Below are 17,537 nucleotides of genomic sequence, written 5' to 3'. Positions count from 1 at the left end.
CTGTGACGGACGACCGTTCGGCCGAGGAGGCGTCGGGGGCGGGCGACGAGCGGTCGCGTTCCGGCCCGCTGGCCCGGGCGGGGCGAGCCCTCGTCCCGGGGGTCGTCCGGCGCAACTACGCGCTGCAGTTCGCCGTCGCCTTTCTCCTGATAACCCTGCTCATCACCGGCGTCGGCGCCCTGAGTTACGTCCAGATACAGGACCTCACCCGCGCGGACGCCGAGCGGACGCTCCAGTCGACCGCGGAGTTGCAGGCCGACTCGGTCGGCGACTGGGCCGCCGGCGTGTCCGCGGACGCCCGGGGCGGCGCCACCTCCAACGTCTTCCGCGGCCGGGACCGCTCTCAGATACGGGGGCACCTGACGCGGTCGCTCCAGCGGGCCAGCCCGTACGTGACCGGGTTCCACTACGTCGAGACCGACGAAGACGCGGTCGTCGTGAGCACCACCCGGGACTACGAGGGGCGATCGGTGCAATCGATGAGCGAGTCCTGGGGGGCGCCGATCCAGGCGGCGACGACCGCCGAGGAGTGGGGCGTCTCGGTCGCCGACACCGCCTACGAGCGCGACGGACGGCGCCTGCTCGCGTTCGTCGTGCCCGTCTACGACGGTGCGCTCGTCGTGACCGCCGAAATCCCGCAGGAACACGAGCGGATCGACGGGACGCGGTCGGTCGTCGCCACCGAGGTCCTGACCCCGGCGGGCGACAACGTCTTCGCTCCGAACGACACTGGCCGACCGCACTCGACGGAGTCCACGGCGTTCTCTCGGGCCGTCGACGGCGTCGAGGGGGTGTACGAGGACCCCGCGAACGTGACGGCGTTCGCGCCCGTCGACGGCGTCGACTGGGTCGTGATGACGGTGGCCGCGAAGGCCGACCTCTACGAGGCCAGCCGGACCGTCGGCCGGAACGTGATCGTCCTCGTCGTCTCGTCGGTGCTCGCGCTCACCGCCGTCGGGGTCGTCCTCGGCTCGGGCACGGTGCGGTCGCTCCGGCGTCTCCGGCGCCGCGCGGAGGCGATGGAGGCCGGCGACCTCGACGTGGACCTGTCGACGGCTCGCGAGGACGAGATCGGGCGGCTGTTCGCCGCGTTCGACGGCATGCGCCGAGCGCTCGGGACACAGATACGCGAGGCCGAGACCGCCCGCGAGCGCGCCGAGCGGTCCCGGCGAGACCTCGCGCGCCAGAACGAACGGCTCGACCAGTTCGCCGGCACGGTGAGCCACGACCTGCGCAACCCCCTGAACGTCGCCAGCGGGCACCTCGAACTGCTAGAGCGGAAACTCGACGATCTCGGCGCGGAGGCGACCGAGTCGCTGGCCTCCCACGTCGAGACGATCGACGACGCGCACGTCCGCATGGAGTCGCTCATCGAGGACGTGCTCGCACTCTCCCGGCAGGGCGAGGCCATCGACGAGACCCAGCCGGTCGACCTCGAAACCGTCGCGCGCGACGCGTGGGCGACGGTCGACGACGGGGGAGCGTCGCTGTCGGTCGTCGGGTCCCGGACCGTCGCGGCCGACCCCGACCGCCTCCGGCAGGTCTTCGAGAACCTCTTCCGCAATTCCGTGGAGCACGGCTCCGCGGACCCGGCGTCGCGGGCCGGCGACTCGGCGCTCTCGGTCGAGGTGGGGCTCGCGGAGACGGGCTTCTACGTCGCCGACGGCGGCCCCGGCATCCCGCCCGAGGACGCCGACGCCGTCTTCGAGTACGGCCACACGACGGCCGAAGACGGCACCGGGCTCGGGCTGGCCATCGTCGAGACGATCGTCGAGGCCCACGGCTGGCGGATCGCCGTCGACGAGGGGTACGAGGCCGGCGCGAAGTTCGTCGTCTCCGGTCTCGACGAGGAGTGACCGCGGTCGCAGGCGGCGAGTCGGTCCCGCGCGGTCGGGTGAGCACTTCCGCTCCGGTGCCGACAGCCTTTAGCCGGCGAGCGGCGATTTTCGGGCAGATGGCGAACTCGAACGCGAAGGGCGACCGCCGCGAGCGCGAACTCGTCAACGAACTCGACGCGGCGGGCTTCGCGGTGATGCGCGCGCCCGCCAGCGGGAGCGCCACCGAGCGGGAACTCCCCGACGTGCTGGCCGGCGACGGGACGGACTTCTACGCCGTCGAGGCCAAATCCTCCGCCGGCGACCCCATCTACCTCGACGGCGAGGAGGTCGAGGCGTTGCTCTTCTTCTCGCGGAACTTCGGCGCCAAACCCCGCATCGGCGTCCGCTTCGACCGCGAGGACTGGTACTTCTTCCACCCCGGCGACGAGGCCGTCCACGTCACCGACGGCGGCAACTACCGCGTCAAGAAGGAGACCGCGCTGGCCCACGGCACCGACTTCGACGAACTCGTCGGCCACTCCGAGAAGGTCACCCTCGAGGAGGTGGCCGACGACGGCCCCGACCAGGGCACGCTGGACGTGCTCTCGGCGTTCGAACGCGGCGACCTCTCGAAGGAAGAGGCCGCCGAGATGCTGTAGGAACGACGAAATCGACGTGTTCCCGCAGGGGTGTCGTCGCCGTCAGGCCGTCACGCGCTCGCGCAGCTTCCGGTCGACGACCGCGGCGTCGTCGACCCGTTCGAGCCGCGACAGGGGGAACGAGTACCGGCGCGGCGACTCCCGGCGGGCGAGGTCGCCCAGATACACCGCTTCGACCACGGGATCGTCGGCGGGGTAGCCCTCGTTGGTGGCGTAGTCGGCGACGGTCTCGCCGACGCCCTCGATGACGGCGTCGTAGGCGCGCTCGGGCGTGACGCGGGCGACGACGAGGCGGTCGTCGGTCTCGCGGTCGCTGACCACGTCGCCGGGTTCGAGCCGGCAGGCGGGACAGAGGTCGGGCGGGCCCTCGTCTTCGGGGACGAAGGTGTCGATCCCGCAGGCGTCGCAGACGGCCGCGCGCTTGCCGGGGGCGGGCACGCGGCGAGTAGTGATCTCGATACCGACGCGGCGGAGGTGCTTGCACCGCTCGCCGCGGATCTGGTGGTCTGGGCAGGTACATGTACCCGCGGGCAGGTCGACGACGTAGGTCGCGCCGCTCGCGCTGTCGACGGCGTAGCGGCCGCCGCCCAGCGGGCGGACGGCCATGCGCTCGGTCCAGGCGCGCGCGGCCCGCTCGTCGAGCCGTCGAACGTCCGGTGCGAGTGCAGTTCTCCGGACCTGGGTAGGGGGACGTGTTTCGGACATAGGCGTTCGGACGCTGGTGATTCTCGCGACTGCGTCCACTGGAAACGTAGGTGACGAGCGTACCTAAGTCCGTCGCGGGTGTGCGCGCGCGAAAGACTATCGACGAGCGACTCGGCCGCGTCCGCCTCCGGTCGGCGACCGGTGAGCGCGCGCTTCGAAGCGCTTTTGCCCGGGCCGGGGAAAGCCACGGCCATGGAAATCGACCGGAAGTTCGCCGTCGAACTCGGGATCTCGGCGGCCTCGGTCGTCTTGTTCGTCGGTGCGGCCTACGTCGTCAGCGCTAACTACGCCGCCCCTGGCAACGCGACCGGCAACGGCTCGGCCGCGCCCGTGCTCCAGCCCGACGGCGGGCTCGTCATGGTCGGCGTCGTCGGCCTGTTCGTCCTCATCATGGCGCTCGCCGGACTGATCCTGTACCGCGCGAACTTCGACGAGGAGTAGCGCAGTTCCCGCTGGCCGGTCCGACCCCGCTCCCCGGCCGCTCAGGCTTCCGCGTCTCCGGCTTCGGCGTCCTCGGTCTCGGCGTCTTCGTTCTCGGCTTCGGCGTCCTCGGCCTCGGCGCCCTCCGCGTCGCCGTCTTCGCACCCCTCGCGCCAGTCGGTCAGGTCGTCCTCGTCCTCTTCGTCGAGGCGGTGTTCGTAGTAGTTCAGCGGATGGGACTCGTTGATCTCCTCGGTACAGATATCGTCCTTGCCGATACAGTCGCCGTAGGACTGCATCGTCGCACAGGCGGGCGGCGAGTAGTCGGTGGGGCTGGTCGCCCCGCGGATGTGGTCGACCTGATAGCGGGTCGCCTCCTCCCCGAAGCCCGGGTTGACCTGGAAGATATCGACGATCTCGTCGGTCGTCATCCCGATGCTGGTCAGGAACGAGGCGATGGCGAACCGCGAGTGGTGTTCGAGGTGTTCGCCCTGCTGGACCCGGTCGAGGAGGTGTTTCATGCAGGGCGGGAACAGTTCGGGGACGACGGTGTCGATGTCGCGGGTGAGGTCCAGCTCGGAGAGTCGCTCGCGCAGTTCCTCCGCCTCCGCGGCGAGTTCGTCGGCGATGGCGTCGGGGACCGAGAGGGGCAGTCCGTCGTCGACGCGGTGGCGGACGGCCTGGCGCAACAGCGCGACCAGCTCCTCGCCGTCGATCAGCACCTCGCCGTCGGACAGTGCCCGGTTGACCAGCCGCCACTCGTCGCCGCGCCGGTCCGAGGCGAGGTCGAGGTAGGTCCCCACCTCGACGCGGAACTCCCTGGACTGGCCGTCGCTGACGACGGCCGAGCCGTCGCCGACCGCCCCGTCGACCGCCCGGACGGGACCGGACAGATCGAACTCCGAGAGCAGTTCCGGGAGCGTGAGCCGGGGGGTGCTCGCGGATTTGAACTCCGTGGTGTCTGCGAAGTCGGCGGTGAACCGCTCGCGGGCGGCGGTAGCTTCGGCCTGGGCGTACTTGCGCGTCAGCACGTGCTCGTCGACGAGCGAGACGAGCACGCGCGCGACCGGGTAGGAGAGCAGTTCGATCCGGTCGACGTCGTGGGGGTCGCCGACGGTGCCGTCTTCCAGCGCCCAGACCACGCGCTCGACCCCGCGGGAGACGACGGCGTCGTCCTCGGCGACCACGGCCGACAGGTCGACGCCGGCCTCGCCGACGGCCTGTCGCGACTCCTCCCGCCAGGGGTACCGGGCGTGGATGGGCTCGATTCGCATCGAGCGCTCGTTGTTTCTACCGTCGAATAAAGCCGACGGTCAGCGACCCGACGCCGCGGCTGTGCGGCGCTCGAACTCGGGGGACAATCGGTCGGCTACCGCTCGCGGACGGCCGCCGTCCGCATCTCCACGAATCGCTCCGGCCACGTTCGCAAGTGGTCCTGTACCCGCGCCAGCGCGCGCGACAGCGTCGTCCTCGCGGTCCGTTCCGTACTCGACCCTCTCGACGGTCGATCCCTGAGACTCATCACACGGTCGTGTTACATCGTGTCTATCATAAAAGTTGATAATCTAGTCCGGTGGCGGCGCCGCTCGCGTCGCTGTCGGCGGTGGCGAGGGCGGCAGAACCGGCGGTCGGTCGAATCGGCGGGCGTCAGTCCCGGTGGAGCGCGCGCAGTTCCTCGGCGACGGCCTCGCTGTTGTCCGCGTCGCCCTGGACGGCCCGCTTGTAGCGCTGGTACTCGCTTCGGGTGACGTGGATCTCTTCGGTCTCGCCCTGGCGGGTGACCTCCAGGCGGACGGTGCCCTGAGGGTTGTTGCGGAGCTTGAACGAGGCGACCGCCGAGAGGACGAACCACAGCGCGACGCTCCCGCCGACGAAGTACAGCATGGCGGTCGGGAAAGCCATCGAGTCGCTGGCCTCGACCCACTGCTGGGGGTAGACGCGCCAGTACATGACGACGCCGGCGACGGTGACGGCGGCGCCGGCGAGCGCGCCGAGTCGCTCGCGGCGGCTGGCGGGCAGGACGGCGACGACGCCGACGAACATCGCCGGGATCCCCAGGCCGGCGAGGGCGCCGGCGACGCGTCGGGCGTCGGTCGTGCTCGTCGCGTCGAAGACGGCGGCCAAGTCCGTCGTCAACACGAGGATGGCGCTCACGACGGCGAGCGCGCCGACGGCGAACAGACCCCCGCCCGCCGACACGCGCCGCGGGTCGCGCCCGGTCCACTCCCCGCGGTCGTAGGCCTCCGAGAGACTGGGCATAGCCGATCCTCGTCGGCCGTCCTACAAAACTACCCGTCAGACGCGCGCATGACGGCGCCCGCGGGCGAGCACGCTACCGACCCGCACGGGGATCCGGAGGGGACGACGGTGCGGCCGCCCGCCTCCGCCCGCGGCTACCACCCGGTCCGAACCGGTTCGGCCGCCGAGTGCGAGGGGTCACCACGCGGTAGAAAACGGTTTAGGGCGCTGGCGACGACTCAGGGATATGAGCCAACAGGAGCCGGAACCGCGTGACGACGGTGCGGACGGAGACGACGGCGGGAAACCGGAGGACTTCCCGAGCACGGAAGTGACCGAGGGCGTCGAGAAGGCGCCCCACCGCGCGATGTTCCGCGCGATGGGCTACGACGACGAGGACCTCTCGTCGCCGATGGTCGGCGTCGCCAACCCGGCGGCGGACATCACACCGTGTAACGTCCACCTCGACGACGTGGCCGACGCCGCCTACGAGGGCATCGACGACGCCGGCGGCATGCCGATCGAGTTCGGCACGATCACCATCTCCGACGCCATCTCGATGGGCACCGAGGGGATGAAGGCCTCGCTGATCTCCCGGGAGATCATCGCCGACTCCGTCGAGCTCGTGAGCTTCGGCGAGCGCATGGACGGCCTCGTCACCGTCGGCGGCTGCGACAAGAACATGCCCGGGATGATGATGGCCGCGATCCGGACGGACCTCCCCTCCGTGTTCCTCTACGGCGGGTCGATCATGCCCGGCGAGCACGACGGCCGGGAGATCACCATCCAGAACATGTTCGAGGGCGTCGGCGCCGTCGCCGAGGGCGACATGACCGAGGACGAACTCGACGAGATGGAGCGCCAGGCCTGTCCCGGTGCGGGCTCCTGCGGCGGCATGTTCACCGCCAACACGATGGCCTCCGTCTCGGAGACGATCGGCTTCGCGCCGCTGGGGTCGGCCTCGCCGCCCGCCGAAGACGAGGAGCGCTACGAGGTGGCCCGCCGCGCCGGCGAACTCGCGACGGAGGTCGTCGAGGCGCGCCGCCGCCCCTCCGACTTCCTCACCCGGGAGTCCTTCGAGAACGCCATCGCCATGCAGGTCGCCGTGGGCGGCTCCACGAACGCCGTCCTCCACCTGCTCGCGATGGCCGCCGAGGCCGGCGTCGACCTCGACATCCAGGACTTCAACGATATCAGCCGGCGCACGCCGAAGATCGCCGACCTGCAGCCCGGCGGCGAGCGCTTCATGAACGACCTCCACGAGGTCGGGGGCGTCCCGGTCGTCCTGAAGGAGCTGCACGACAGCGACCTGCTCCACGGCGACGCCCTGACGGTGACGGGCAACACCATCGCCGAGGAGCTCGAACGAGTGGACCCGCCCGCCATCGAGGACCTCGACGCCGACTACCTCTACACGGTCGACGAACCGAAAAACGAGCAGGGCGCCATCCGCATCCTGACCGGGAACCTCGCGCCCGACGGCGCGGTCATCAAGATCACCGGCGAGGACCACCTCCACCACGAGGGACCGGTCCGCATCTTCGACGAGGAGAGCGAGGCGATGCGCTACGTCCAGGAGGGGGAGGTCGAGTCCGGCGACGTGATCGGCATCCGCAACGAGGGACCGCGCGGCGGCCCCGGCATGCGCGAGATGCTCGGCGTCACCAGCGCGGTGGCCGGTCAGGGCCACGCCGAGGACGTGGCGCTGTTCACCGACGGCCGTTTCTCCGGCGCGACCCGCGGGTTCTCCATCGGCCACGTCGCCCCCGAGGCGTACGTCGGCGGCCCCATCGCCGCGCTGGAGGACGGCGACACTGTCACCATCGACATCGACGACCTCGAACTCTCCGTCGACCTGACCGACGAGGAACTCGAGGAGCGCCTCGAGGACCACGACCCCGACCCGACCTACGAGTCGGGCGTCCTCGCCAAGTACCACCGCGACTTCGGGTCTGCGGCAAACGGCGCGGTCACGAACCCCGGCGCCAAGTGGGACTAGCGGGGGCCGCGGGGCCGCGGACCTGACCTTCGGTGGCCGACGCGAGGGGGCGACCCCAGTTCGTCTGGCCGGCTTCTTTCACCTCGAAATCCAATTACTATTACATCAACAATTTATACTGGGGCGCCAATTTGCAGCCGTTTGACGGGTTCTGAGCCGTCGAGAGTTAATTTCACTACTGAGATCTGGCGACACAAGGCATATGCGACAGGGGAACGTAGTGACGTATATTGCTGGTCACATATTCGGGCGGCCGGCATCGTCAATCGGGTACCGACACATGAGAGACGAAAAGCAGGGGGACGACAGCGGCGACGCGCACAGCGACGGGTCCAACGCCGTCACGTTCGACCACTACGACTGGGACGGGGAGGACTCCCCGAGTATCGCGGTCGCGGAGGCCGTCGCGGCGGTTACGAACCGGAGCGTGACGGCGCTCCCGCCGGTCCAGGAGGTCGCCGACGCGGACGCGCTAGACATGCTCGTCCGCTCGGGCGACCCGCTATCGGTCAGAGTCACGATCGACTACGCGGGGACGGACGTGACCGTCACGGGCGACGGTCGGATCCGAGTCAGAACCCGCTCGGAGTGAGTTACTCCCGACAGGCTTCGAGCAACTGCCTGGCGTGGCGCACGTGGAAGTCCTTCCGATCGGAGTCCTCGGCGTCGAGCGCCCGCTCGAGATGCACGTCTATCCGCTCGACCGACTCCGGATCGAGCGTCCCCAGTGGCGGCCCCTCCGTCGTCCCCGAAGTGCCTTGCGTGTGTCCCGTCATTGCTCCGTGTTATCTGCTACCTCACGTACACCCAATTTATAGGTTTTGGTATTGACACGTGCTTCGAGGAACAGTTCGGCGCGGCGACGGGCTCAGAGGCGGTCGGCGACGGCGGGGGCGGCGCTGACGGCGCTGACCGGGCGTTCGATCGTGTCGGTGCCGAAGATGGCGGTCGTCCCGGCGCGTTCGAGCTTCGTCCGGGCGTCGGCGGCCAGCATCGGGTGGACGCAGGTGACGAACACGCTGGCGGCGCCGCGGTCGGCGAGGACGGCGATGGCCTCGCTCATCGTCGACCCCGTCGCGACGATGTCGTCGACCAGCACCACGTCGCGGCCGGCGACCGCCGCGTCGCTCGGTTCGACCGTCACGTCGCCGGTGTCGTAGTCCCGGTCCTTCTCGAAGTAGTCGGTGTCGCCGCGACCGTAGGCGTCGCGGGTCGTCGCCGCCAGGTCGATGGCCCCCTCGTCGGGCGAGAGGAACAGGGGGTCGGCCAGCTCGTCGGGTAGCGGGTCGGCCAGCAGGCCGGCGGCGTCGACGGGCTCGGCGGGGACGGTGAAGAAGTCGCAGACAGCGGTCTCGTGGGGGTTGACCGTGAGCACGCGGTCGGTCCCCGTCGAGACGGCGCGGGCGACGGCGCGCGCCGAGACGGGTTCGCCCCCGGAGAACGCGCGGTCCTGGCGGGCGTAGCCCATGTACGGGAGGACGGTGGTCACCTCGTGAGCGCCGGCCTCGCGGACGGCGTCCTGGAGCTGGAGCAGTTCGACGTGGGCGTCGCTGGAGACGGTCGACCCGACGACGACGGCCTCCTCGGCCGCGAACTCGGCGAGCGTGGCCTGGAGTTCGCCGTCGGGGAAGCGGTCGTACTCGACGGCGGCCAGGTCCCGGCCGGTCGCGTCGGCCAGTGCAGCCGCGAACCCCTGTGACGTGGACCCGCTGACGATCATGTGCGGGCCGTCGCGTTCGCCGGTAAACACCGTTTCGGTTGCACCGGCCGGTCGCTCGCGGCCGGGCGACCGGGGCGGCGACCGGAGCGGAGCGTCGCCAGAATCGACGCTGAGAACTGGTTCGACATCGTCAAGGGGGACAGCCGGATACGGGCCGACGATGCCCGCGACGACCGATGCGATCGAGGGCGGTGGCGGCGGCGACGGTGACGACAGCGACGGGGACGGAGGGGACGACTCGTCGCCCCGCTCACCGACGCGTCGGGCGGTTCTCGCCGGTGCGGCGGGGGCCGCGGCCACCGCCGTCGGTCGGTCGGCGGCCGCGTCCGGCGAGCGGACGGGCGACACGTCCGGCGAGACGGGCGCCGCGACCGACGCGGACGACGCCGCGGGGGCGACCGTCGCCACCTGGAACTGCTATCTCGGCGTCGACCTGTTCGACCTGTTTGATGCCGACTCGCTGGCCGAGGCGCGGTCGATCGCCGGAGACCTCGTCGCCGAGGCGCGGCGCCACCCGTACGCGGCCCGGGCGGACGCGATCGCCGAGCGGTTGCTCGCCGCCGACGCCGACGTGGTCGCGCTCCAGGAGGCCGCGCTCGTGCGGACGCGGCCGCTGTTCGCCGACGGCGACGCGGAGACGGTCGTCGACCTGCTCGACCTCGTGACCGCGGCGCTCGCCGACCGAGGCGCCGCCTACGACGTGGCGGCCGCCACCGTCACGACCGACGTGTCCGTGCCCGCCGAGGCGGACGACGAGTGGCTGGACGTGCAGTTGACCGACCGCGTCGCGCTGCTCGTCCGCGAGGGGGTGGACGTTCGCGACACGCGTTCGGGTCGCTACGACGCGCGGGCGCGGTACCCGGTGCTCGGCGACGACCTGACGGTGACGCTCCGGCGGGGGTACTGCCTGGCCGACCTCGCCGTCGACGGAGCGGTCCTGACGGCCTGTTCGACCCACCTCGAATCGTCGAAGGCCGCGGTCCGACGGCGACAGGCCGGGGAACTCGTCGACCTGCTCCCCGCTGCGGGCACCGTTGTCGTCGGCGCGGACCTCAACAGCGGGCCGGCGGCCGGCGGCGACGCCTACGGGACGGTGACCGCGCCGCTGACCGATGCGGCGGCCAGCCTCGCGCCGCCCGAACCGCGCGACACCTGCTGTCAACCGTCGGACCTGCGAAACGAGCGCCCGCGCCTCGGCAGTCGCGTCGACCACGTGCTCGCGCGCGGCCCCGACCCGACCGCCGTCGAACGGCTCGGCGCCGACCCCGCCGACCGCGTCGAGGCGACGGTCGACGGCGAGACGGTCACCGTCTGGCCCTCGGACCACGCCGGGGTCGCCGCGACGTACCCGATCGCGGCGGCGACGCCGGTGCGGTCGTCGACCCCGACCCAGACGCGGACGCCGACCCCGACGCGGAGTCCGATCCCGGCGCGGGACCCGGCGTCCACGCGGACGCGAACGGGGAGTCGAACGCCGACGCCCCCACCGAACGCTTCCCCGACCGGTTCGGCGACGAACGCGCCGGCGGAGTCACCGACGCGGCCTTCCGGGACGACAGGCGGGGCGGGCGCCGGGTTCGGCCTCCTGGCGGCGGCCGCGGCGCTCGTCGGTGGGATACTCGCGCGCGGTCGGGACGACGACGGGAACTGACCGGTCGTCGACCTCCGCCGGCCGTCGGTTCTCCGCGCCGCCTCCCGTCGAACGGCGAGCGCTCAGACCACCGCGAGCGCGGCCACGCCGGGGAGGCCGAGGGAGCGCGAGCGCCAGCCGCCGGCGCCGTCGGCGGTCGTCTCCGGGTCGGCCTCGACGAGGAAGGTCCCGTCGGCGGTGACGGCGTAGACGCACTCGCCGTAGCCGGCGTCGACGACCGACTCCTCGACCGGCAGGTCGACGGGCGCCCACGCCTCGCCGTCGCGTTCGACGAACTCGTCGGCCGTCGCGGCGTGAGCGTGGCCCCCGCCCGCGGCGACCGCGCGGAAGGCCCCTTCGCGTTCGCACAGCCAGCCGTTGCCCAGCCGGTAGAGCCCGTCGTCGGTCGCCGCCAGCGGGACGCCGTCGGCGACCGCCACGTCGCGGACGGCCTCCAGCCCGGCGGTCGCGAGGGCGTCGCCGTCGACGCGGTAGACTCCGTCGGCGGCGGCGACGAACCCGTCGGCGATGGCGCGCACGTCGTCGACCGTCCCCAGGTCGGTCCACTGGCCGTCGCGGTAGCGGGCGACCCGGCCCGACTCGTCGGCCGCGAGCACGTCGTCGCCGCGGTCGGTCCCCACGGCGACCGCCGGGCCGAACCCCAGCGGCTCGAACGTCTCGGGACCGACGACGGCGTCCTCGTCGGTGGCGACGACGACCGCGCCGTCGACCGTCGCCACGTCGCGGGCGTCCGTCCGGTTGGCGAGTCCGAAGCGGCCCACCTGGTCACCCGAGATTCGTACGGTCGCCACGCCCCGGGCCGTCGCGAGGTAGGCGACCGTCTCCTCGCGGCGGTCGCCGTACATCCGTTTCTCCTCGATGGCGCTCATACGGGAAGTGGGCGGCCCGGCCGTGAAAACCTGCCGCCCCACCGGTTCGGAGCGCCCCCCGTTCACTCCACGGCCGCCCACGGGCCGATGGGGCTCGCGGCGACCCAGCGGTCCGACCGCCAGGGCATCGACGCGGCGACGAGGGTCCCGTCGGGCTCGCGGGTGACGAAGCCCGCGTCGACGAGCGTCGGCAGGTGCGTGTGCGTCAGCGAGAGTTCGACGACCTCCGCGACGGAGGCGGGCACGGCGCCCGGTTCGACGCCGCGCTCGTGGGCGGCCACGGCGACGGCGATATCGCGGTCGGTCGCGGGGCTCTCGGCGAGCAGTTCGTGGAGGACGACCTGACGGCGCGCGCTCGCCAGCGCGGCGAGCGTCGCGTCGTAGGCCGCGTCGGGGTGGTCGGCGACCAGGCGAGCGGCCCACTCGCGGTCGAAGGGGGTGGCCGAGGGGGCCGCGACCAGTCCGGTCTCGGGGTCGAAGGTGATCCCACCGGCCGCGGCGAGCGCCGGGAGGTGGACGTGGTGGAGCGCGGTCCGCAGATCCGCCCGGTCGGCCGTCGTGTCGGGGGCCGCGGCGTCGGAACCGTCCCCCGCCGGGCCCGCCGCGAGCGCCGCAGTCAGCTCCTCCACGGTCGCGGTCGCGCCGCTGGCGACCAGCTCGGCGAGCGCCGCCCGCCGCGTCGCGTCGGCCAGCGCGTCCAGTACGGCCGGCGACGCCGTGGGGATCTCCATCGTGTGTCCCTTCCCGCTCGGAACCACTATAAACCGTTCCGAGCCATTTCAACCACTGACATCTCGACGCCCGAGCGGATCGCTGTCTCGCGACCAGTTACGATCAAACCACCGTCACGAAGCGCGACCGGTCACCGACGCCGCTACAGCGCTCGTTTGTACGCTTCGAGCGTCTCCTCGACGTCGTCGTCGGTGTGAGCGTAGGTGACGAACTGCGCCTCGAACTGGTTCTGCGAGAGGAACACGCCCTGGTCTTTCATCTCGCCCCAGAAGACGCGCCGCCAGCGGTCGGTCTGGCCGGCCGCCACGTCGGCGGCGTTCTTCGGACAGTGTTCGAAGCGCGGACAGTCGGGACGCTGGGAACAGCCGCCCTCGCAGTGGTTCTCGAAGGTCTCGGGGGCGTCGCGGGTGAACAGCACCTTGAAGATCCCCTCGGTCCCCGCGACGGTGTACTCCGGCGCCTGGTCCTCGACGATCTCCTGGAGGCCGGTACGCAACTGTTCGCCCAGTCCGTTGATATGCTCGTACACGTCGTGTTCGGCGGCGTACCGCAGCGATTCGAGCCCGGCGGCCATCGTGACGGGGTGGCCCGAGAAGGTGCCGGCCTGGAACACCTCGCCGGAGGGAGTGAACTGCTCGATCAGCTCCGAGCGGCCGCCGATCGCGCCGACCGGGAAGCCGCCGCCGATGAGCTTGCCGAAGGTCGTGATGTCCGGGTCGATGCCGAACTTGCCCTGGGCGCACTGGAGACCGCCGACGCGAAAGCCCGTGATCACCTCGTCGAAGATCAGCAGGGCACCGTTGTCCTCGGTCAGATCGCGCAGGGTCTCGTGGTAGCCCTTGACCGGGTGGACGACGCCCATGTTGGCGAGGATGGGCTCGACGAGGACGGCCGCGATGTCCTCGCCGTGGTCCTCGAAGACGCGCTGGGCGGCTTCCTCGTCGTTGAACGGCACCGCGAGCGTGTGCTCGGCGAACTCGTCGGGGATGCCCGGGCTGGATGGCTTCACGTCGTCGTACTCCCCCTCGACGAGGGTGGTCTCCTGGGCGCCGTGGTAGCCGCCCTGCATGACGACGATCTTGTCGCGGCCGGTCGCCGCGCGGGCGAGCCGGCAGGCCGAGACGGTCGCCTCGGTGCCGGAGTTGACGAACCGGATCGACTCGACGCTGGGGACGTGTCGCGTGACGAACTCGGCGTGTTCGACCTCGATCTCGGTGGGCGCGCCGAACATCGGGCCCTCGCTGACCCGCGACTGGACAGCGGACTCGACGGGCTGGGGCAGGTCGTGGCCGTACAGCAGCGGGCCCAGACCCATCACCCAGTCGATATAGCGGTTGCCGTCGGCGTCGACGACGTGGCCGCCGTCGCCGCGTTCGACGAAGAAGGGGTAGGGCTCGATTGCGGCCCGCACCGAAGAGTTGACGCCGCCGGGCATGACCGACAGCGCGCGATCGTAGAGGTCCCGTGACCGGTCGTGGTTCATACCCCCCGCTTCTCGCTCGTCGTCCAAAGGCGTACCGAGGTGCGCACACGCTTCCGGTTTCGGCTCCGCGCCGCGACCGAACTCGTTCGTTCCGAGGGCCGGGTATCCCGCCGCGGCCGAGCCGCGCTTCCGCGTTCGGTAGCTTCTTGACCCGACACGCGGTGGCACACCCCATGACCACGCGACTCGCGGCGATCGGCCTCGGCGACCTCGGACGGATGCAGCTCGACGGCGTGACGGCCCACCCCGACGCCGACGTGGCGGTCGTCGCCGGCTCCGACGTGGCCGCCGACGCCCGGGAGGCCTTCGCCGCCGAGTACGACGCCCCCGCCTACGCCGACTACGAGGCGATGCTCGATTCCGAGGCGATCGACGCCGTCACCGTCGTCACGCCCCACACCCTCCACTACGAGCAGACCGTCGCCTGCCTGGAGCGCGGGCTGGACGTGCTCCTGGAGAAGCCGATGGTCACCGACACCGGCCACGCGGTCGACCTCGTCCGTCGCGCCCGCGAGAGCGATGCCCTCCTCCAGATCGGCTATCAGCGACACCTCCACCCCGGCTACCGGGCCGTCCGCGAGACCGTCCTGAGCGGCGAGATCGGCGACGTACACATGGCCGCCTGCCACCTCGCACAGGACTGGATCGCGAACACGCAGGGCACCTGGCGCGTCGACCCCGAACTGTCGGGCGGCGGCCAGCTCAGCGACTCCGGGTCGCACCTGCTCGACGCGCTGCTGTGGACGACCGACTCCCGGGCCCGGGAGGTCGCCGCCGTGATGGACGACCGCGACCACGCCGTCGACGTCAACACCGCCCTGTCGGCGACGCTCGACGGCCCGGACGGTCCGATCACCGCGAGCGTCGGCGTCAGCGGCGACGGCACCGGCTTCGAGGAGTCGCTCGTCCTCTGGGGCACCGACGGCCACCTCCAGTTCGGTCACGACGGGCTCACCGTCTTCGACGGCTCCGGCGGCGAGCCCGACCACCGCGAGTTCGACGCCGGCACCTACGCCGAGCAGACGACGGAGAAGGTCGTCGCCTTCCTCGACGCCGTCGAGGGGCGCCGCGAGAACCCCGTCCCCCCGGAGTTCGGGCTGCGAGTCACCGCGCTCACCGAAGCGGCCTACCGCGCCCGCGAGTCCGGCACGACCGTCGACGTGACCGAACTCGTCGCCAGTGCGCGCGAGGAGTACGGAGGGTAGGGCCTCAGCGGGCGGTGTCCTCGGCGGTGCTCGGCCCATCGCTGGCGGACTCGCCGGGCGGGTCACCACCGTCGCCCAGCCGGGAGACGAGGACGGCACGGAGCGGGCGGGGGCTGTGCTCGCGGACGACCAGCAGCATGTTCGTCGCGAACAGCGCGAAGCCGACGGTCGCGAGCGCGCCCGAGACGGCCGTGACGGCGGGGAGACCGAGAGCGCTCGCAAGGACGAGCCCGGTCGCGCCGAGCGTGACGCAGGCGAAGTCGACGGCGGCGACGCGGTCGTCGTAGAGGTCGTCGATCATCGGGACGGCCTCGTAGCCCAGGCGGTCGCTGTAGCGGTGGACCCAGACGATGAACGGGACGACGTGGTAGAGGGTCCCGAGGACGACGAAGCCGACGACGCCGAAGACGAGCAGGTGGGGCGGGCCGCCGCCGAACAGCGCCGACGGCGCGAGCGGGTCGGCGAGCCAGGCGCGGCCGGCGAGGACGGCCCAGGCGGCCATCGCGACGGCGGCGACGGCGTACCGCGAGAGCATCGGCGTCCGCTGGACGGTCGTCTCGACGAGCCTGCGCCCGAGGACGACCGCGAACCCCCCGATCGCGAGCGCGACGAGGAGCCCGCCGACGCGGGCCAGCGGCGCCGACCCGACCAGACGCCCGGTCGCGAGCGCGAGGACGCCCGCGGGGTAGCCGACCTCCTCGACGCGACGGAGGTGGCTGTCGACGCCGTGCAACTCGGTCTGGGTGAACATGGTCGCGAGCTGGTAGAGCGCGCCCAGCACCGTCGTCAGGACGGCGCCGAAGACGGCGAGGGTGGCGTGAGCGGCCGTCAACCGGACGCGGCCGACGGGCGAGTCGGCGAGGAAGGGGATCGAGTAGTCCATCGCGAGGGCGAACCCCATCGCGGGGACGACGGCGAAACAGGCGAGCGCGAGCGCGAAGTGGCGTTCGGTCACGTCCCAGGGACGGGCGTCGAGGAGGGTCCGGCCGACGTTGTAGACGAACGTCCAGAACCCCATCAGGGCGAGGCCGCCGAAGGCGTGGACCCAGCCGAGCGCGCCGGTCGCGAACGAAGCCGCTATGCCGCCGACGCCGGCGGCGACGAGCCACAGCTGGGCGGTCGCCAGCCGACGGGAGTGCAACGGGACGTTCGACCAGACGGGGACGAACTGCACCATCGCGCCCATGATCGTCACGCAGACCCACCCAGCCAGCAGCAGGTGGACGTGCGCCAGCGCCGAAAACCCCGACAGCAGCCCGACGGCGTCGAGAACCCCCGCGGCGCCGCCGGCGACGAGCAGCGCCAGCCCCACGAGAAAGTGCCGGAGCGGCACCGTCATCGGGGGCTGGCGGTCGGTGTCGACCTCGCCCGGGATCGCGCTCATACCCGACCGTACGACCGCCGAACTCGTCGGCCTGTGGCCGAACACGTTCGGCCACCGGGCCGCGGACGCCGCCGGTCGCGGTCGGGACCGGGCGGCCGGATCGACCGTCCGGCGACCCGAAATATAAATCGGCTGACGCCCACTGTCCGGTATGGGAGACCGCCGCTCCAACTACGCGCTCGTCCCGTTCCAGCAACACCTCGGACAGAACGAGGAGAGCCTCGCGGTGCCGTGGGCCGAGTTCGTCGGCGACGAGACCGACGAGCTGACTTTCGAGGTCCCGACCGACGACGCCACCGACGCCTACCTCGAACTCCAGGCCTACGACGTCGAGGAGTACGGCCACGAGATCCGCGTCAACGACGTCGCGCTCTCCGGGTTCGACATCCCGCCCCGCGACGGCTGGCAGCAGTGGATGGACACCCTCTCCGGCATCGACCTCGCCGAGGGCGAGAACACCATCAAATTCGAACGCGACACCGGCACCACGGACGCGTTCGTCGTCGGCGTCGTCGTCGTCCACTGGAAGGAACCGGTCTGACCCGTCCCGACCGACCCGCGCGCGTCGAACGCGACGCAGATCGACCGCGCCCGACGACCCGCTCCGCGCCGACCGCTCGCCTTTCGTCGCCGACATATAAACCCCAGCATCACG

Annotated in this window: 17 protein-coding genes; 8 read left to right on the top strand and 9 right to left on the bottom strand. The window is 71.6% G+C overall.

Features of this window, described 5'->3' with window-relative positions; all coding sequences use genetic code 11:
* The first annotated feature begins 2 nt into the window (after window positions 1-2).
* Window positions 3-1,856, top strand: a complete 1,854-nt coding sequence (locus tag HZS55_RS02640) for a sensor histidine kinase (protein ID WP_246308341.1) — start codon at window positions 3-5, stop codon at window positions 1,854-1,856.
* A 98-nt stretch (window positions 1,857-1,954) separates the two neighbouring features.
* Window positions 1,955-2,476, top strand: a complete 522-nt coding sequence (hjc, locus tag HZS55_RS02635) for a Holliday junction resolvase Hjc (protein ID WP_179910208.1) — start codon at window positions 1,955-1,957, stop codon at window positions 2,474-2,476.
* A 42-nt stretch (window positions 2,477-2,518) separates the two neighbouring features.
* Here the strand turns inward: hjc and HZS55_RS02630 are convergent, their stop codons facing one another.
* Window positions 2,519-3,181 carry an SWIM zinc finger family protein gene (locus tag HZS55_RS02630; RefSeq protein ID WP_179910207.1) on the bottom strand — a complete coding sequence of 221 codons (663 nt, stop codon included), beginning with the start codon at window positions 3,179-3,181 and terminating at the stop codon, window positions 2,519-2,521.
* A gap of 192 nt (window positions 3,182-3,373) precedes the next feature.
* On the opposite strand from HZS55_RS02630, the gene HZS55_RS02625 reads away from it, so the two are divergent.
* On the top strand, window positions 3,374-3,622 hold the full coding sequence (locus tag HZS55_RS02625; protein WP_179910206.1) for a DUF7472 family protein: 249 nt from the start codon (window positions 3,374-3,376) through the stop codon (window positions 3,620-3,622).
* Between the two features lie 41 nt (window positions 3,623-3,663).
* Here HZS55_RS02625 and priL read toward each other — a convergent pair whose 3' ends face one another.
* The gene (gene priL / locus HZS55_RS02620; RefSeq protein WP_179911768.1) at window positions 3,664-4,869 is read right to left on the bottom strand and encodes a DNA primase regulatory subunit PriL; all 1,206 of its coding nucleotides are present in this window, start codon (window positions 4,867-4,869) and stop codon (window positions 3,664-3,666) included.
* Between the two features lie 379 nt (window positions 4,870-5,248).
* Window positions 5,249-5,860 carry a DUF7139 domain-containing protein gene (locus tag HZS55_RS02615; protein ID WP_179910205.1) on the bottom strand — a complete coding sequence of 204 codons (612 nt, stop codon included), beginning with the start codon at window positions 5,858-5,860 and terminating at the stop codon, window positions 5,249-5,251.
* A gap of 226 nt (window positions 5,861-6,086) precedes the next feature.
* Here HZS55_RS02615 and ilvD point away from each other — a divergent pair, with 226 nt between their 5' ends.
* Both ilvD and HZS55_RS02605 read left to right on the top strand, forming a co-directional pair.
* The gene (ilvD, locus tag HZS55_RS02610) at window positions 6,087-7,838 is read left to right on the top strand and encodes a dihydroxy-acid dehydratase (RefSeq protein WP_179910204.1); all 1,752 of its coding nucleotides are present in this window, start codon (window positions 6,087-6,089) and stop codon (window positions 7,836-7,838) included.
* Window positions 7,839-8,118: 280 nt separating this feature from the next.
* Window positions 8,119-8,430 (top strand): HalOD1 output domain-containing protein, encoded by a 312-nt coding sequence (locus HZS55_RS02605; RefSeq protein WP_179910203.1) that lies wholly within the window; start codon window positions 8,119-8,121, stop codon window positions 8,428-8,430.
* Between the two features lies 1 nt (window position 8,431).
* Here HZS55_RS02605 and HZS55_RS02600 read toward each other — a convergent pair whose 3' ends face one another.
* Both HZS55_RS02600 and prs read right to left on the bottom strand, forming a co-directional pair.
* Window positions 8,432-8,614, bottom strand: coding sequence for a hypothetical protein (locus tag HZS55_RS02600; RefSeq protein ID WP_179910202.1), 183 nt, complete (start codon window positions 8,612-8,614; stop codon window positions 8,432-8,434).
* A gap of 92 nt (window positions 8,615-8,706) precedes the next feature.
* On the bottom strand, window positions 8,707-9,558 hold the full coding sequence (gene prs / locus HZS55_RS02595; RefSeq protein WP_179910201.1) for a ribose-phosphate diphosphokinase: 852 nt from the start codon (window positions 9,556-9,558) through the stop codon (window positions 8,707-8,709).
* Window positions 9,559-9,718: 160 nt separating this feature from the next.
* Here prs and HZS55_RS02590 point away from each other — a divergent pair, with 160 nt between their 5' ends.
* Complete coding sequence (locus HZS55_RS02590) at window positions 9,719-11,209, top strand: endonuclease/exonuclease/phosphatase family protein (protein WP_179910200.1); 1,491 nt, start codon at window positions 9,719-9,721, stop codon at window positions 11,207-11,209.
* 62 nt (window positions 11,210-11,271) lie between these two features.
* On the opposite strand, the gene HZS55_RS02585 is transcribed toward HZS55_RS02590, so the two are convergent.
* The 3 genes from HZS55_RS02585 to hemL all read right to left on the bottom strand — a co-directional run bounded on the left by HZS55_RS02585 (window position 11,272) and on the right by hemL (window position 14,293).
* On the bottom strand, window positions 11,272-12,078 hold the full coding sequence (locus HZS55_RS02585; RefSeq protein ID WP_179910199.1) for an HVO_0234 family beta-propeller protein: 807 nt from the start codon (window positions 12,076-12,078) through the stop codon (window positions 11,272-11,274).
* Window positions 12,079-12,140: 62 nt separating this feature from the next.
* On the bottom strand, window positions 12,141-12,809 hold the full coding sequence (locus HZS55_RS02580) for a DUF7344 domain-containing protein (RefSeq protein WP_179910198.1): 669 nt from the start codon (window positions 12,807-12,809) through the stop codon (window positions 12,141-12,143).
* A 143-nt stretch (window positions 12,810-12,952) separates the two neighbouring features.
* Window positions 12,953-14,293 carry a glutamate-1-semialdehyde 2,1-aminomutase gene (gene hemL, locus HZS55_RS02575; RefSeq protein ID WP_179910197.1) on the bottom strand — a complete coding sequence of 447 codons (1,341 nt, stop codon included), beginning with the start codon at window positions 14,291-14,293 and terminating at the stop codon, window positions 12,953-12,955.
* 173 nt (window positions 14,294-14,466) lie between these two features.
* Here hemL and HZS55_RS02570 point away from each other — a divergent pair, with 173 nt between their 5' ends.
* Window positions 14,467-15,498: a Gfo/Idh/MocA family protein gene (locus tag HZS55_RS02570; protein WP_179910196.1), complete on the top strand. Its 1,032-nt coding sequence runs from the start codon at window positions 14,467-14,469 to the stop codon at window positions 15,496-15,498.
* Between the two features lie 4 nt (window positions 15,499-15,502).
* Here the strand turns inward: HZS55_RS02570 and HZS55_RS02565 are convergent, their stop codons facing one another.
* Window positions 15,503-16,882, bottom strand: coding sequence for a heme-copper oxidase family protein (locus tag HZS55_RS02565; RefSeq protein ID WP_179910195.1), 1,380 nt, complete (start codon window positions 16,880-16,882; stop codon window positions 15,503-15,505).
* Window positions 16,883-17,033: 151 nt separating this feature from the next.
* Between HZS55_RS02565 and HZS55_RS02560 the strand changes: the two genes are divergently transcribed.
* Window positions 17,034-17,423: a DUF7383 domain-containing protein gene (locus HZS55_RS02560; protein WP_179910194.1), complete on the top strand. Its 390-nt coding sequence runs from the start codon at window positions 17,034-17,036 to the stop codon at window positions 17,421-17,423.
* The last annotated feature ends 114 nt before the right edge of the window (window positions 17,424-17,537 follow it).

It is taken from the genome of Halosimplex rubrum (genome assembly GCF_013415885.1).
Taxonomy (GTDB): domain Archaea; phylum Halobacteriota; class Halobacteria; order Halobacteriales; family Haloarculaceae; genus Halosimplex; species Halosimplex rubrum.
Note: the sequence above shows the minus strand (reverse complement) of the source record. Positions and strands in the feature narration are given on the sequence as shown.